Source organism: Streptomyces sp. NPDC008001 (genome assembly GCF_042958085.1).
Classification (GTDB): Bacteria; Actinomycetota; Actinomycetes; order Streptomycetales; family Streptomycetaceae; genus Streptomyces.
On the sequence record NZ_JBIBIZ010000001.1, the window covers coordinates 564700 to 581168 of the forward strand.

Sequence of the window (16469 nt, forward strand, 5' to 3'; positions counted from 1 at the left end):
TCGCAGGGGTGAGGGACGATTTCGGTGGCGAACGAGGACAAGCTCCGCTATTTCCTGAAGCGAGTCACCGCAGATCTCCAGGAGACCCGGCGGCGCCTTCGTGACTACGAGGACGCCGCCGGGGAACCGGTGGCCATCATCGGGATGAGCTGCCGCTATCCGGGAGGCGTCAACTCGCCCGAGGAACTGTGGGAACTGGTCGCCGGGGGCCGGGACGCCGTCTCGGAGTTCCCCGCCGACCGCGGCTGGGACCTGGACGCGCTCTACGACCCGGACCCGGAACACCGGGGGACCAGCTACGCCCGTGAGGGCGCGTTCCTGAACGACCTGGCGCGGTTCGACGCCGGCCTCTTCGGGATCTCGCCCCGCGAGGCGCTCGCCATGGACCCCCAGCAGCGGCTGCTGCTGGAGACGTCCTGGGAGCTCTTCGAGCGGGCCGGCATCGACGCCGCCTCGCTGGCCGGAAGCAGGACCGGCGTGTTCGCCGGCGTGATGAACCACGAGTTCCTCGCCACCCTGCAGAACTCCCCGGAAGACCTCGAAGGCTATCTGGGCACGGGCACGTCGGGCAGCGTCGCGTCCGGCCGGGTGGCCTACACCTTCGGCCTGGAAGGCCCCGCCGTCACGGTGGACACGGCCTGCTCGTCGTCGCTGGTCGCCCTGCACCTGGCCGTCCAGGCGCTGCGCAACGGCGAATGCTCGCTGGCCGTGGCGGGCGGTGTCACCGCGATGGTCGGCCCCGCCACGTTCGTCGGCTTCAGCCGCCAGCGCGGCCTGGCACCCGACGGCCGCTGCAAGGCGTTCGCTGCCGGTGCCGACGGCACGGGCTGGGGCGAGGGCGCGGGCCTGCTGCTGGTGGAGCGCCTCTCGGACGCCCGCCGCAACGGCCACGAGGTGCTCGCGGTCGTGCGGGGCTCCGCCGTCAACCAGGACGGCGCCTCCAACGGCCTCACCGCCCCCAACGGCCCTTCGCAGCAACGGGTGATCCGCCAGGCCCTGGCCGCCGCACAGCTGACCACCGCGCAGGTCGACGTCGTGGAGGCGCACGGCACGGGCACGAAGCTGGGCGACCCGATCGAGGCGCAGGCACTGCTGGCGACGTACGGGCAGGGCCGGTCCGGCGACAAGCCGCTGTGGCTGGGGTCGATCAAGTCGAACATCGGCCACACGCAGGCCGCGGCCGGCGTGGCGGGCATCATCAAGATGGTCATGGCCATGCGCCACGGCGAACTGCCGCCCACGCTGCACGTCGACGCGCCGTCCCCGCACGTCGACTGGTCGGCGGGCGACGTACGGCTGCTGACCGAGCCCGTGCCCTGGCCCGCTGCGGACCAGCCGCGCCGGGCCGGTGTCTCCTCCTTCGGCATCAGCGGCACCAACGCCCACACCATCATCGAAGAAGCACCCTCGGCCACGGCGTTCACCGGCGACACCGCAGACACCGAGGCCCCGGAAGACAGCACGGAGTCCGTGGAGGCCGTGGCCGCAGAGGCCGCGCTTCCCGCCGAGGGCGGGCCGGTGCCGTGGGTGCTGTCCGGCAAGAGCGAAGCGGCCCTGCGGGCCCAGGCCGAACGCCTGCTGTCCCGTACGGACACCGCCACCTCGCCCCTGGACATCGCGTTCTCCCTCGCCACCACCCGCACGGCCCTGGAACACCGCGCGGTGGTGCAGGGCGAGACGGCGGAGGAACTCGCCGAGGGCCTGCGGGCGGTGGCCTCCGGCTCGCCCGCGCCGGGCGTGGCCCGCGGCCTGTCCGGCGGCGCCGGGCGCGTCGGTTTCCTCTTCTCCGGCCAGGGCTCCCAGCGCGTGGGCATGGGCCGGGAACTGTACGCCTCCTACCCCGTGTTCGCCGCCGCGTACGACGAGGTCTGCGCACGCCTCGGCACCCCGGTCGACGTCGGATCGGAGGAACTGCACCGCACGGGCACCGCTCAGCCCGCCCTCTTCGCCGTCGAAGTGGCGCTGTTCAAGCTGCTGGAGTCGTGGGGCATCCGGCCCGACTACGTCGCCGGCCACTCCGTCGGCGAGATCGCGGCCGCGCACGTGGCCGGAGTGCTGTCGCTCGACGACGCGGCGAAACTGGTGTCCGCCCGCGCCCGGCTGATGCAGGCGCTGCCCGCCGGCGGCGCGATGCTGGCGGTCCAGGCCACCGAGGACGAAGTGCTGCCGCACCTCACCGAGCAGGTGGGCATCGCGGCGATCAACGGCCCGCGGTCCGTCGTGGTCTCCGGCGCCGAGGACGCCGTCACCGCGATCGGCGAGGCCTTCCGGCAGCGGGGCCGCAAGACCTCGCGCCTGAAGGTCAGCCACGCCTTCCACTCGCCGCTCATGGACCCCATGCTCGACGAGTTCGCACAGGTCGTACGAGAGCTGGCCTTCGAGAAGCCGCGGATCCCGGTCGTCTCCAACGTCACCGGACAGTTCCTCGACGCCTGCACGGCCGACTACTGGGTCCGGCACGTCCGCGAAGCCGTCCGGTTCGCCGACGGCATCCGGACGCTCCACGAGCACGGCGTGACCACCTTCCTGGAGATCGGCCCCGGCGGCGTGCTCAGCGCACTGGCCCAGGCCTGCCTGGACGAAGCGGACGACGCGGACACCGGCGGTGCCGGAACCGGCGCCGCGGCGCTCGCGCTCCCCGTCCTGCGCGCCGACCGCCCGGAGCGGGCGGCCCTCGTCGCCGCCGTCTCCGAACTGCACGCGCACGGCGTCTCACCGGACTGGCACGCCTACTTCCCCGGCGCCCGTCGCGTGGACCTGCCCACCTACGCCTTCCAGTACGAGCGCTACTGGCTCGAAGCCTCACCGGCCGCGCCCGGCGACGTGCGCGCGGCCGGCCTGGGCTCGGCCGACCACCCGCTGCTGGGCGCCGCCGTCGCCCTCGCCGGTGGCGACGAACGGCTGCTGACCGGGCGGTTGTCGCTGCGCACGCACCCCTGGCTGAGCGATCACGCCGTGCTCGGGAACGTCCTGCTGCCCGGCACCGCGTTCGTCGAACTGGCGGTGCGCGCCGCCGACGAAGCCGGCTGCGACGTGCTGGAGGACCTGACCCTCGAAGCGCCCCTGGTGGTGCCCGAGCGGGGCGGCGTCGCGGTCCAGGTCTGGGTCGGCGCGGCCGACGGCACCGGCCGCAGGCCGCTGACCGTGCACTCCCGTCCCGAGGACGACGCGGACCTGCCGTGGGCCCGCCACGCGACCGGCTTCGTCACCGGCGCCACCGAAGGGGCGGGCGCCCCGGCCGGCCAGGCGCTCACGGCGTGGCCGCCCGCCGGCGCCGAGCCGCTCGGCCTCGACGGCTTCTACGACCGGCTGGCCGCCCTCGGCCTCGGCTACGGCCCGGCGTTCCGCGGCCTGCGGAGCGCGTGGCGCGCGGGGAACGACGTCTACGCCGAGGTCGCCCTCCCCGACGGCACGGACACCGGCTCCTTCCTCCTGCACCCCGCCCTGCTGGACGCGGCCCTGCACGCCATCGGCGCGGGCGGTGCCGACGGCTCCCTCGTCGCCGCGGCGGACGGGCCGCTCCTGCCGTTCGCCTGGTCCGGTGTCACCGTGCGCGCCACGGGTGCGTCCACCGTACGAGTGAGGCTGTCCCCGGCCGGTACGGACGCGGTGTCCCTGCTCGTCGCCGACGCCGCCGGCGAGCCGGTGGCGTCCGTGGAGTCGCTCACCCTGCGCGCGGTGTCGGCCGAGCAGCTCCGCAAGCGCTCCGACGACGCGATGTTCACGGTGGACTGGGCCCCGCTGGCCCTGCCGTCCGATGCCGACGGGACGACGGTCGCCCACGTCCCGGACACCGCCTCCGCCGCCTCCGCCGCACAGGCCGGAACCGGCGGCCCGTCGCAGCCGGACGCGGTCGTGGTCCCCTGCCCCGACGGCCCCGAAGGAGCCTCCGGAGCCGAGCGGGTCCGCGCGGTCACCACCGAAGTGCTGCAACTGCTCCAGCAGTGGCTCGCCGGGGAAGGGACGTCGCGCCTCGTGCTGGTGGCACGCTGCGACGACCTCGCCCACGCCGCCGCGGGCGGACTCGTGCGATCGGCCCAGGCGGAGAACCCCGACCGGATCGTGCTGCTCGAAACCGACCGCCCGGCCGACGCGGCCGAGCTCGTGCCCGCCGTCGTGCGCTCCGGCGAACCCCACGTCGTCGTACGCGAAGGCCAGGCCCACGCGCCGCGCCTCGCCCGCGCCGCCGCCCCGGAGCCGGCGGACGCCGCACCCGGCCTCGGCACCGTGCTGCTCACCGGCGCCTCCGGCGCACTGGGCGCGACCCTCGCCCGGCACCTCGTGACCGGGCACGGCGTCCGCAGGCTGCTGCTGGTCAGCCGCCGCGGCGCGGACGCCCCCGGCGCCACCGCCCTGGAGGGCGAACTCACCGCGCTGGGCGCCGACGTGACGTGGGCCGCCTGCGACGTGGCCGACCGGGACGCCCTCGCCCGGCTGCTGGCCGCGACACCCGTCGACTCGGTCGTGCACACCGCCGGCGTGCTGGACGACGGCGTGATCGCCGCGCTGACGCCGGACCGCCTGGACGCCGTGCTGAAGCCCAAGGCCGACGCCGTGCTCAACCTGCACGAGCTGACCGGCGAGGACACGACGCTCGTGCTCTTCTCCTCCGCCGCCGGCGTCTTCGGCAACCCCGGCCAGGGCAACTACGCCGCCGCCAATGCCTTCCTCGACGCGTTCGCCCGGCACCGCCGCGCCCAGGGCCGGCCCACGGTCTCCCTGGCGTGGGGCCTGTGGGAGCAGGAAGGCGCCATGGCCGACGCCCTCGACGAGGCCGGCAGGTCACGGATGGCGCGCTCCGGCGTCCTGCCCCTCTCCACCGAGGACGGGCTCCGGCTGTTCGACGCGGCACTCGCCTCGGACCAGGCCGTGCTCGTACCGGTCCGCCTCGACACCGCCGCCCTCCGGAACCGGCCGGCCGGGACCGTGCCCGCGCTGCTGCGCGGCCTCGTCCGTGGCACCGCGCGCGGCACCGCCCGGCACGCCACCACCGGTTCGCTGGGCGACCGGCTCGCCGGGCTGACCCGGGACGAGCGCGACGAGGCCGTCCTGGAACTGGTCCGGTCCGAGGTCGCCGCCGTGCTGGGACATTCCTCGCCCCGGGCCGTTCAGCCCGCGCACGCCTTCCAGGACCTGGGCTTCGACTCGCTGACGGCGGTGGAACTCCGCAACCGGCTGACCACCGCCACCGGCCTGCGCCTGCCCGCCACCCTCGTCTTCGACCACCCGACGCCCGCGGCCCTGGCCCGGCACATCGGCACCGAACTGCTCGGCGAGATCCCGGCCTCCACCGCCACGGCGGCAGCGCGGAGGTCCGCGGTCGCCGACGACGAGCCGATCGCCATCGTCGGCATGAGCTGCCGCCTCCCGGGCGGGGTGCGCTCGCCGGAGGACCTGTGGCGGCTGGTGGCGTCCGGCCGGGACGGCATCTCCCCGTTCCCGGACAACCGCGGCTGGGACGTCGACGGGCTCTACGACCCGGACCCCGAGCGCCTCGGCAAGACGTACGCGCGCGACGGCGGCTTCCTGCACGAGGCGGCCGAGTTCGACGCCGCCTTCTTCGGCATCAGCCCGCGCGAGGCGCTGGCGATGGACCCGCAGCAGCGACTGCTGCTGGAGGCGTCCTGGGAGGCGTTCGAACGCGCCGGGATCGACCCGGCGACCGTCCGGGGCAGCAGCACCGGAGTCTTCACCGGCCTGATGTACCACGACTACGGCCAGGGCCCGCGCGAACTGCCCGAGGGCGTCGAGGGCCTGCTCACCACCGGCGGCTCCGGCAGCGTCGCCTCCGGGCGGGTGTCCTACACCTTCGGCCTCGAAGGCCCGGCGGTCACGATCGACACGGCCTGCTCGTCGTCGCTCGTCGCCCTCCACCTGGCCGTGCAGTCGCTGCGCAACGGCGAGTGCACGATGGCCCTCGCCGGCGGCGTCACGGTCATGGCGAGCCCGGCCGTGTTCGTGGAGTTCAGCCGGCAGCGCGGCCTGTCGCCGGACGGCCGCTGCAAGGCGTTCGCGGCCGGCGCCGACGGCACGGGCTGGGGCGAAGGCGTCGGCATGCTGCTCGTGGAGCGGCTCAGCGACGCCGAGCGCAACGGCCACCAAGTGCTGGCCGTCGTGCGCGGATCGGCCGTCAACCAGGACGGCGCGTCCAACGGCCTGACCGCCCCGAACGGTCCTTCGCAGCAGCGGGTGATCCGCCAGGCCCTGGCCTCCGCCGGGCTCACCCCGGCGGACGTGGACGCCGTGGAGGCGCACGGTACGGGTACGACGCTGGGCGACCCGATCGAGGCGCAGGCGCTGCTCGCCACGTACGGGCAGGAGCGGCCGGAGGACCGGCCGCTGTGGCTGGGTTCCCTGAAGTCCAACATCGGTCACACGCAGGCCGCCGCGGGCGTCGCCGGCGTGATCAAAATGGTCATGGCGATGCGCCACGGCATGCTGCCGCAGACGCTGCACGTGGATGAGCCCACGCCGCACGTGGACTGGTCGGCCGGTGAAGTGCGGCTGCTGACCGAGGCCGTCGACTGGCCTTCCGAGGACCGGCCCCGGCGCGCCGCGGTCTCGTCCTTCGGCGTCAGCGGCACCAACGCCCACACGATCATCGAGCAGGCCCCCGCAACAGCCGAGCTGCCCCCGGCGTCCGACTCCGGTGAAATCGTGCCGTGGGTCCTCTCCGGCCGGAGCGAAGCAGCACTGCGGGCTCAGGCCGCCCGCCTCACGTCCTTCCTGGAAGACGCCGACACCGACGGCGACGCGCCGGCCCCGGCGGCCGACATGGCGTACTCGCTGGCCACGACCAGGGCGGCCTTCGAACACCGCGCGGTGGTGGTGGGGGACACCCCCGAGAGCATCCGGCAGGGACTGGCCGCCGTCGCGGACGGCTCCACGCCGCCCGGCGTGGTGACCGGGACCGCACGCACCGGCGGCAAGACCGTCTTCGTCTTCCCCGGGCAGGGGTCGCAGTGGGCGGGCATGGCCGCCGAACTGCTGGAGACCTCACCGGCCTTCCGCGAACGGATCGACGCCTGCGAGCGCGCCCTCGCGCCGCACGTGGACTGGTCGCTGACCGCCGTGCTGCGCGGCGAGTCCGACGTGGAACAGGACCGCGTCGACGTGCTGCAGCCCGTGCTGTGGGCGATGACCGTCGCGCTGGCCGACGTCTGGCGCTCTTTCGGGGTCACCCCCGACGCGGTCGTCGGCCACTCCCAGGGCGAAGTCTCCGCTGCGGTCGCCGCCGGAGCGCTCTCCCTGGAGGACGCGGCGCGCATCGTGACGCAGCGCAGTCTCGCCGTGCGCGAACTCCAGGGCCGCGGCGGCATGGCCTCGGTGACGCTGCCGGACGAGGAAGCACAGGAGCTGATCGGCCGCTGGGCCGGCCGCCTCGGCATCGCCGCCGTGAACGGCCCCGGGACCGTCGTGGTCTCCGGCGACACCGACGCCCTGGACGAGCTGCGTGCCCACTGCGAGCAGCAGGGCATCCAGGTCCGCAAGGTCGCCGTGGACTACGCCGCGCACTCGCCGCAGATCGAGCGCGTCGAAACGCAGGCCAGGGACGGCTTCGCCGGCATCACACCCCTCCCCGGCGCCGTCCCCTTCTACTCGACGGTCACCGGCCGGAAGCTGGACGCGGCCGAACTCGGCTCCGGCTACTGGTACCGCAACATGCGGCAGACCGTACGGTTCCACGACGCGATCCGCTGCGCACTGGCCGACGGGCACGACGTGTTCATCGAGGTCAGCCCCCACCCCGTGCAACTGGCGGGCATCCAGGACGCCATCGAGGCCGCCGGGACCGAGTCCGGGAGCCCGGCCGGGACCGGGACCGAGTCCGGTGCCGTCGTCATACCGACGCTGCGCCGCGGCGACGGCGGCCGGCACCGGCTGATGCTGTCGCTGGCCCAGGCGCACGTGCACGGCGTCGGCATCGACTGGGACGCCGTCCTGCCGGGCGCGCGCCGCGTCGGCCTGCCGACCTACGCCTTCCAGCACGAGCGGTACTGGCTGGGGACGGTGGCGGCGGCCGGTGACGTACGGGCGGCCGGGCTGGACTCCGCCGACCATCCGTTCCTGGGCGCGGCGGTGGAACTGCCCGACGCCGGCGGCCACCTGCTGACCGGGCTGCTCTCCCTGCAGGCCCAGCCCTGGCTGGCCGACCACGCGGTGCTGGGCACGGTGCTGCTGCCGGGCACGGCCTTCGTCGAGCTCGCCGCCCACGCCGCCGCCGAGACCGGCTGCGACCTGGTGGAGGAACTGACCTTGCAGGCACCGCTGGTCCTGCCCGAGCAGGGCGGCGTCGCGATCCAGGTCCTGGTGGGCGCCCGGGACGACTCCGGCCGCCGCCCGCTCAGCGTGCACTCGCGCGTCGAGGACGGCCCGTGGGTGCGCAACGCCACCGGCGCCCTCGCCACCGGCGGAACCCCCGTCGGCACCGACCTGAGCAGCTGGCCCCCGGCCGACGCGCAGCCCGTGGACCTGGACGGCTTCTACGACCGCCTGGCGGACCTCGGCCTGGGCTACGGCCCGCTGTTCCAGGGGCTGCGCGCCGCCTGGCGCGGCACCGACGCCGTCTACGCAGAGCTGGCCGTCCCCGACGAAGCACGCACGGACGCGGACGCGTTCGGCGTGCACCCGGCCCTGCTCGACTCCGCCCTGCACGCCCTGGGTGCGGGCGGGCTCGTACCGGCGGCGGACGGGCCGCTGCTGCCCTTCGCCTGGTCGCGCGTCACGGTGCACGGCACCGGGGCGGCCGCCCTGCGGGTACGGCTGTCGCAGGCCGGCGGGGACGCGGTGCGGCTGGAGGCCGCCGACGGCACGGGCCGGCCCGTCGTGTCGGTGGAGTCGCTGACGCTGCGCCCGGTGTCGGCGGACCAGCTCCGTACGAGCTCGCGGGACTCCCTGTTCACCGTGGAGTGGGCGCCGCTCGCCGCGGCGGCCGAGGCGAACGGGACGACCGTACGGGCCTACGACGACATCGCCGCCCTCCTCTCCGGCCTGGAGATGGATCCGCAGGGTGGTCCGGAGGGTTCGGGGGCCGCTGCGGAGACGAGCGTGGACGCCGTCGTCGTGCCGTGCCCGACCGGATCGGGAACGGACGCCGAACGGGTCCGGGAAGTCCTGGCCAAGGTGCTGCGGCTGGTGCAGGCGTGGCCGGCCGAGGACCGGGCTCCCCGCCTGGTGCTCGTCACCCGGGGCGCGGTCGCCGCCGGCGACGGCCCGGCGCAGGGCGATCCGATCCATAGCAGCCCGGTCCAGAACGGCCCGATCCAGAACGACCCGGTCCAGGCAGCCGTGTGGGGCCTGGTGCGGTCGGCGCAGTCGGAGAACCCGGACCGCATCGTCCTCCTCGACATCGACGGGGACAGCGACTGGGAGCACGTCGCGGCGACGGTCGTCCCCCGGTTGGTGGCGTCCGAGGAGCCGCAGGCGGCGCTGCGCGGTGACGCGCTCCTCCTGCCCCGCCTCGCCAGGGCCGCCACCGAAGCGCCGCAGGGCGCCCCCGACTTCGGCACCGGCACCGTCCTGCTGACCGGCGCCTCCGGAGCGCTGGGCGGCCTGGTCGCCCGGCACCTGGTCGCCGGGCACGGTGTCCGCAGCCTGCTGCTGGTGAGCCGCCGCGGCGCGGACGCTCCCGGCGCGGCCGAGCTGGAGGCGGAGCTGATTGCCGCGGGCGCCGGTGTGACGTGGGCCGCCTGCGACGTCGCCGACCGGGAAGCCCTCGCCGCGGCGCTGGCGGAGACGCCGGCCGGGACACAGGTGACGGCCGTGGTGCACACGGCCGGCGTCCTCGACGACGGCGTGATCGGCTCGCTCACCCCCGAGCGCCTCGACGCGGTGCTGCGCCCGAAGGCCGACGCCGTGCTGAACCTGCACGAGCTGACCGGCGACCTGTCGGCGTTCGTGCTCTTCTCCTCGCTCGCGGGCACGCTCGGCACCCCCGGCCAGGCCAACTACGCCGCGGCCAACGCCTTCCTGGACGCCTTCGCCCGGCGCCGCCGCGCGCAAGGACTTCCCGCGGTGTCGCTGCCCTGGGGCCTGTGGCAGCGCACCGGCACCATGACCGAGGACCTCGGCGGAGTGGACCGGACACGGCTCGCCCGCGGCGGCGTGGTGCCGCTGTCCGACGAGGACGGCCTCGAACTGCTCGACGCCGCGCTCGCGCTGGAGGAGCCCCTGGTGGTCGCGGCCCGGCTGGACCTCGCCGCCCTGCGGAACTCCTCCGCCCCGGTGCCGCCGCTGCTCAGGTCGCTGACCGGCGGCCGGCCGCGGCGCACGGACCGGGCCGCCGCCGTACCGCTCGCGCAGCGGGTCGCGGACCTGCCCGAGAGCGAGCGCGCAGAGGTGGTGCTGGAGCTCGTCCGGTCCGAGGTCGCCGCCGTCCTCGGCCACGGCTCGGCCAAGTCCGTCCAGCCCGACCAGGCCTTCGGCGACCTCGGCTTCGACTCGCTGACCGCCGTCGAGCTGCGCAACCGGCTGAACAGGGCCACCGGTCTGCGGCTGCCCGCCACGCTGGTCTTCGACCACCCGACGCCCGCCGCGCTCGCGCAGCGCGTGCTGAAGGACCTCCCCGGCGGCACGGGCGGGACGGAGCCGGTGTTCGACGAGATCGACCGCCTCGCCGCCGCTCTCGACAGCGCCGGCACGAGCACGGACAACATCACCCGCACCAAGATCAACATGCGTCTCCAGGCACTGCTCGCCCGGTGGAACGGGAACGAGCCGGCCGCTCAGGGAGACACCGGCGGAGCCGGGGACGAAGACGACCTCAGCTCGGCGAGCGACGAGGAGCTGTACGACCTCCTCGACGACGAACTCGGCATCTCCTGACGACCACCTCGGTCCCTCCGGCGACCACCACGGTCTTCCTGACGACCGCACGGTCTTCCGGACCACCACCTCGGTCGTCCTGACGACCACCTCGGCATCTCCCGAACTGCGCAGGCCACAAAGGGCGGGCAACACCAGATGATGAACGAAGACAAGCTCCGGGACTACCTCAAGCGGGCCACCACCGACCTGCGCCAGGCCCGGCGACGCGTGCGCGACCTGGAGGCCCGGGACCAGGAGCCCATCGCCATCGTGGGCATGAGCTGCCGGTTCCCCGGCGGCGTCAACTCCCCCGAGGAGCTCTGGCAGTTGCTGGCCGAGGGCGGCGACGCCATCTCGCCGTTCCCCGAGGACCGCGGCTGGGACGTCGACTCGCTCTACGACCCGGACCCCGAGCGGCCCGGCAAGGTCTACACCCGGCAGGGCGGCTTCCTGCACGACGCGGCGGACTTCGACGCGGAGTTCTTCGGGATCTCGCCGCGCGAGGCGCTGGCGATGGACCCGCAGCAGCGGCTGCTGCTGGAGACCGCCTGGGAGGCCTTCGAGCACGCGGGCATCGACCCCGCCCCGCTGAAGGGCAGCCGCACCGGCGTCTTCACCGGCCTGATGTACCACGACTACGGCTTCACGCCGGGCGTCCTCCCGGACGGGGTCGAAGGACTCCTCAGCACGGGCAACTCCGGCAGCGTCGCCTCCGGACGCATCGCCTACACCTTCGGCTTCGAGGGCCCCGCGGTCACCATCGACACCGCCTGCTCGTCCTCACTCGTCGCCCTGCACCTCGCCGTCCAGGCGCTGCGCAACGGCGAGTGCGCGATGGCGCTCGCCGGCGGTGTGACGGTCATGGCGGGCCCGAGCGCCTTCGTCGAGTTCAGCCGCCAGCGCGGCCTCGCACCCGACGGCCGCTGCAAGTCCTTCGCGGCGGCGGCGGACGGGGCGTCGTGGTCCGAGGGCGCCGGCCTGCTGCTGGTGGAGCGCCTCCGGGACGCCCGGCGCAACGGGCACCAGGTGCTCGCGGTCGTCCGCGGCAGCGCGGTGAACCAGGACGGCGCCTCCAATGGCCTGACGGCCCCCAACGGCCCCTCGCAGCAGCGCGTGATCCTTGAGGCGCTGGCGAGCGCCCGGCTGTCCGCCGAAGAGGTCGACGCCGTCGAGGCACACGGCACGGGCACGAACCTCGGCGACCCGATCGAGGCACAGGCACTGCTGGCGACGTACGGGCAGGACCGGGAACGACCGCTGCTGCTCGGCTCGCTGAAGTCGAACATCGGTCACACGCAGGCCGCGGCGGGTGTGGCCGGTGTGATCAAGATGGTGATGGCGATGCGGCACGGACTGCTGCCGCGGACGCTGCACGTGGACGAGCCGACTCCGCAGGTCGACTGGGCCGCCGGCGCCGTCGAGCTGCTGACCGAGGCGGCCCGCTGGCCGGAGTCGGACCACCCGCGCCGGGCCGGGATCTCCTCGTTCGGGATCAGCGGCACCAACGCGCACGTCGTCATCGAGCAGGCGACGGAGGAACCGGCGACGGAAGAAGCGCCGGACGACACGGCCGACGGCGAAGCCGCGGCCGGGGAGCCGCCGCGGCCGCGGACCTCGGTGGTGCCGTGGGTCCTCTCCGGCAAGACCGAGGCAGCGCTGCGGGAGCAGGCGGAACGCCTGCTGGCCTCCGTGGACCTCACGGCCGCCTCATCGGCCGACGTGGGGCACTCGCTGGCGGTCACCCGCTCGGCCCTCGAACACCGGGCTGCGGTGATCGGTGCCGACGCAGCAGAGCTACGAGCCGGGCTGACAGCGCTGGCAGCAGGTCAGCCCACGGCCGCTGTGACGACCGGGCGTGCGGGCGGCGCCGGGGGCAAGGTCGGGTTCTTGTTCTCGGGTCAGGGGTCGCAGCGGATCGGGATGGGACGCGAGCTGTACGAGGCGTACCCGGTGTTCGCTGCGGCGTATGACGAGGTGTGCGGGCGGCTGGGCGCGCCGGTCGATGTGGATGCGGAAACGCTTCACCGGACGGGTGAGACGCAGCCTGCGTTGTTCGCGGTCGAGGTGGCGCTGTTCCGGTTGCTGGAGTCGTGGGGTGTGCGGCCGGATTACGTGGCCGGTCACTCCGTGGGTGAGATTGCTGCCGCGCATGTGGCGGGTGTGGTCTCGCTCGATGATGCGGCGAAGTTGGTGTCGGCGCGTGCTGCGCTGATGCAGGCGTTGCCTTCGGGCGGTGCGATGGTCGCGGTTCAGGCCACTGAGGACGAAGTCCTGCCGCACCTCACCGGCCAGGTGGGCATTGCGGCCATCAACGGCCCGCAGTCCGTGGTGGTTTCCGGGTCCGAGGACGAGGTCACCGCGATTGCCGAGGTCTTCAAGCAGCAGGGTCGTAAGACCTCGCGTTTGAAGGTCAGCCACGCCTTCCACTCGCCGCTCATGGACCCCATGCTCGACGAATTCGGCCGGGTGGTTGCAGGCCTTACGTTCAACGAGCCGCAGATTCCGGTGGTCTCCAACCTCACCGGCAGCCTGGCCGAGTCGTACACCCCCGACTACTGGGTCCGCCACGTCCGCGAGGCCGTCCGTTTCGCCGACGGCGTGCAGACCCTCCACGACCTGAACGTCGCGACCTTCGTGGAGATCGGCCCGGGCGGCGTCCTCAGCGCCCTCGTCCAGGCCTGCGTGGACGACGCGATCACCGTCCCCGCCCTGCACGCCGACCGCCCCGAACCGCAAGCCGTCACCACCGCGATCGGGCAGCTCCACACCCATGGCGTCTCCCCGGACTGGCACGCCTTCTTCCCCGGCGCCCAGCGCGTCGACCTGCCCACCTACGCCTTCCAGCGCGAGCGCTACTGGCTCGAAGGCACCGCCGCGCTCGACGTCTCCTCGGCCGGCCTGGACTCTTCCGGCCACCCCCTCCTCGGAGCGGTGGTGGACACCGCCGGGGGACAGGACATGCTGTTCACCGGCCGGCTGTCCCCGGCCGACCTGCCCTGGATCGCGGAACGCACGGTCGGCGGTGCCCCGGTGCTCCCGGTGAGCGCGTTCGTGGAGCTAGCGCTGTGCGCGGGCCGGCAGGCCGGGTTCCCGCACGTGGAGCACCTGGACGTGGACGCCCCGCTCGTCCTGGCGCAGCAGGGCGCGGTCCGCATCCAGGTGCAGGTCGGCGGGGGCGAGGACACCGAGCGGCGGGCCGTGCGGATCTACAGCCGGCCCGCCACGGGCGGCGGCGAGGAGCCGTGGGCCTGCCACGTCACCGGAGAGCTCACCCGAAACGCTCCCGAGGCGGCGGACTTCGACTTGATGGTCTGGCCGCCGGAGGGCGCCGAGCCGGTCGACGTCGAGGACCACCCGAGCCTGCGGGCCGTCTGGCGGGCCGGGGACGAGCTGTACGCCGAGGCCGCCCTGCCCGCCGCTGAGCGGGACCGGGCGGACCGCTACGGCCTCCACCCCGTGCTGCTGGACGCCGCCCTGGACACCCTGGACCTCGGCCTCGACCACGACCGCGACCGTGCCGGCGATCCCGCCAAGCTGCTCATGCCCTACGCCTGGAGCGGCACGTCCGTGCACGCCCCGGGAGCCGCCACCGTGCGCGTACGGGTCCGGCCCGCCGACGGGGACGCGGTGACGATCGAACTGGCCGACACCGACGGTGCTCCCGTCGCCTCCATGGCGTCCGTGCGGACGCGGGTGGTGTCCGCGCAGCAGGTGCTGGCGGCGCGCGTGGCGCACCAGGACTGGACGTTCGAGGTCGACTGGGTCGAGCACACCGCTCCCGCCGCTCCCGGCACCGAAGCCGAGTGGGTGGTCCTCGGCGGCGACGGCCCCCACCCCGACCTCGCCTCGCTCCGCCGTGCGGTCGACGAGGGCGCGGCCGTGCCCTCCCACGTGCTCCTGCCCTGCGCCGTGAGCGAGGGCGATGCCGCCTCGGCGACACGGGAGCTGCTCGCCGGCGTGTTGTCGGCCGTCCAGGAGTGGGTCGCCGACGAGCGGTTCACCGATGCGCGGCTCGTGGTCGTGACGCGCGGAGGCGTCGCCCTCGACGGGACGGCCCCCGACCTCGCGCACGTCGCCGTGAGCGGCCTGGTGAAGTCGGCCCAGGCCGAGCACCCCGACCGGCTGCTGCTCGTCGACGCGGACACCGGCGACGCCGGCCCCGCGCTCGCGGCCCTCGCCGCCCTGGACGAGCCGCAGGCCGCCCTGCGCGGCGGCACGCTGTACGTACCGCGCCTCGCCCGGATCACCCCGCCCGAGGAGCCGGCCGGGCAGCCGTGGGACCCCGAAGGGACCGTGCTGCTCACCGGCGCGTCCGGCGGCCTCGGACTGGCGCTCGCGCGGCACCTCGTCGCCGAGCGCGGCGCGCGCAGGCTGCTGCTGGCGAGCCGTCGCGGCCCGTCCGCCGAAGGCATCGGCGAGCTCGTCGCCGACCTGTCCGGTCTGGGGGCGCACGTCGACGTGGCTGCCTGTGACATCGCGGACCGGGACGCCCTGACGGAGCTCCTGGCCTCGATCCCCGCCGAACACCCGCTCGTGGCCGTGGTGCACGCGGCGGCGGCCCTGGACGACGGCGTGATCACCGCCCTGACGCCGGAGCGCCTGGACACCGTGCTGCGGCCGAAGGCCGACGGAGCGCTGCTCCTGCACGAGCTGACGAAGGACCTGGACCTCTCCGCGTTCGTCCTCTTCTCCTCCCTGGCCGGCGTGCTGGGCAGCGCGGGTGCGGCGAGCTACGCGGCGGGCAACGCGTTCCTGGACGGGCTGGCCCAGCAGCGCCGCGCCGAGGGCCTGCCCGGCACCTCGCTGGCGTGGGGCCTGTGGACGGACAACGGCGGCATGGGCGACCGGATCACCGACGCCGACCGCAACCGCATGGGCCGGGCCGGAGTCGTGCCATTCACTTCCGCGGAGGGCCTGGCCCTGTTCGACGCCGCCCTCACCCTGGACCGTCCGGTGGTCGTGCCGGTGCGGCTGGACTTCCCGGGGCTGCGCTCCATGGCCCGTACCGGCATGATGCCGGCGGTCTTCCGCGGCCTCGTGCCCGCCACCGGCAGCGCGCCCGAGGAGGCCGCGGCCGCCGGCCGGACCCCCGCTCTGGCCCGCCGGCTGGCCGGAATGCCGGAAGCCGACCAGGAGAAGGTGCTGCTGGACCTGGTGCGCAACCAGGCGGCCGCCGCCCTGGGGCACGCCAATGCGGCCCGGATCGAGCCCACCACCGCCTTCCGCGACATCGGCTTCGACTCCCTGACCAGCGTGGAACTGCGCAACCGGCTCAAGGCCGCGACCGGCCTCCGGCTGAAGCCCACCCTGGTCTTCGACCACCCCAACCCCGTCGCGATCGCCCGCCTGCTGCACAAGGACCTGGTCCTCGACGCGGCCGCCGGGACCGCACCGGTGCTCGACGAGCTGGACCGGCTGGAAGCCCAGCTCGCCGCCGTCGCCCCCGAGGACGCGGTACGCGACAAGGTCACCGCCCGGCTCAAGGCGCTGCTCTGGAAGTGGACCGACACCCACCAGGACACCGCCGCGGCGAACACCGCCGCCACCGGTCCCGGCCACGCCCCCGGCACCGGCCTCGACCTCGACCGGATCGACGCCGCCACCGACGACGAGATGTTCGACCTCATCGACCAAGAGCTCGGGTCTCTCTAACTCTTCTCACG

At 74.5% G+C, this 16469-nt stretch carries 2 protein-coding genes; both read left to right on the forward strand.

The window, feature by feature from the left end; all coding sequences use genetic code 11:
• The first annotated feature begins 24 nt into the window (after positions 1–24).
• Positions 25–10824, forward strand: coding sequence for an SDR family NAD(P)-dependent oxidoreductase (locus ACFZCD_RS02235; protein ID WP_391826952.1), 10800 nt, complete (start codon positions 25–27; stop codon positions 10822–10824).
• Positions 10825–10962: 138 nt separating this feature from the next.
• Positions 10963–16458, forward strand: a complete 5496-nt coding sequence (locus ACFZCD_RS02240) for an SDR family NAD(P)-dependent oxidoreductase (protein ID WP_391826954.1) — start codon at positions 10963–10965, stop codon at positions 16456–16458.
• Positions 16459–16469 lie beyond the last annotated feature (11 nt).

Excerpts from the sequence above, each read along its gene's own strand:
- ACFZCD_RS02240 (WP_391826954.1), top strand. The coding sequence starts at position 10,963 with ATGATGAACGAAGACAAGCTCCGGGACTACCTCAAGCGGGCCACCACC.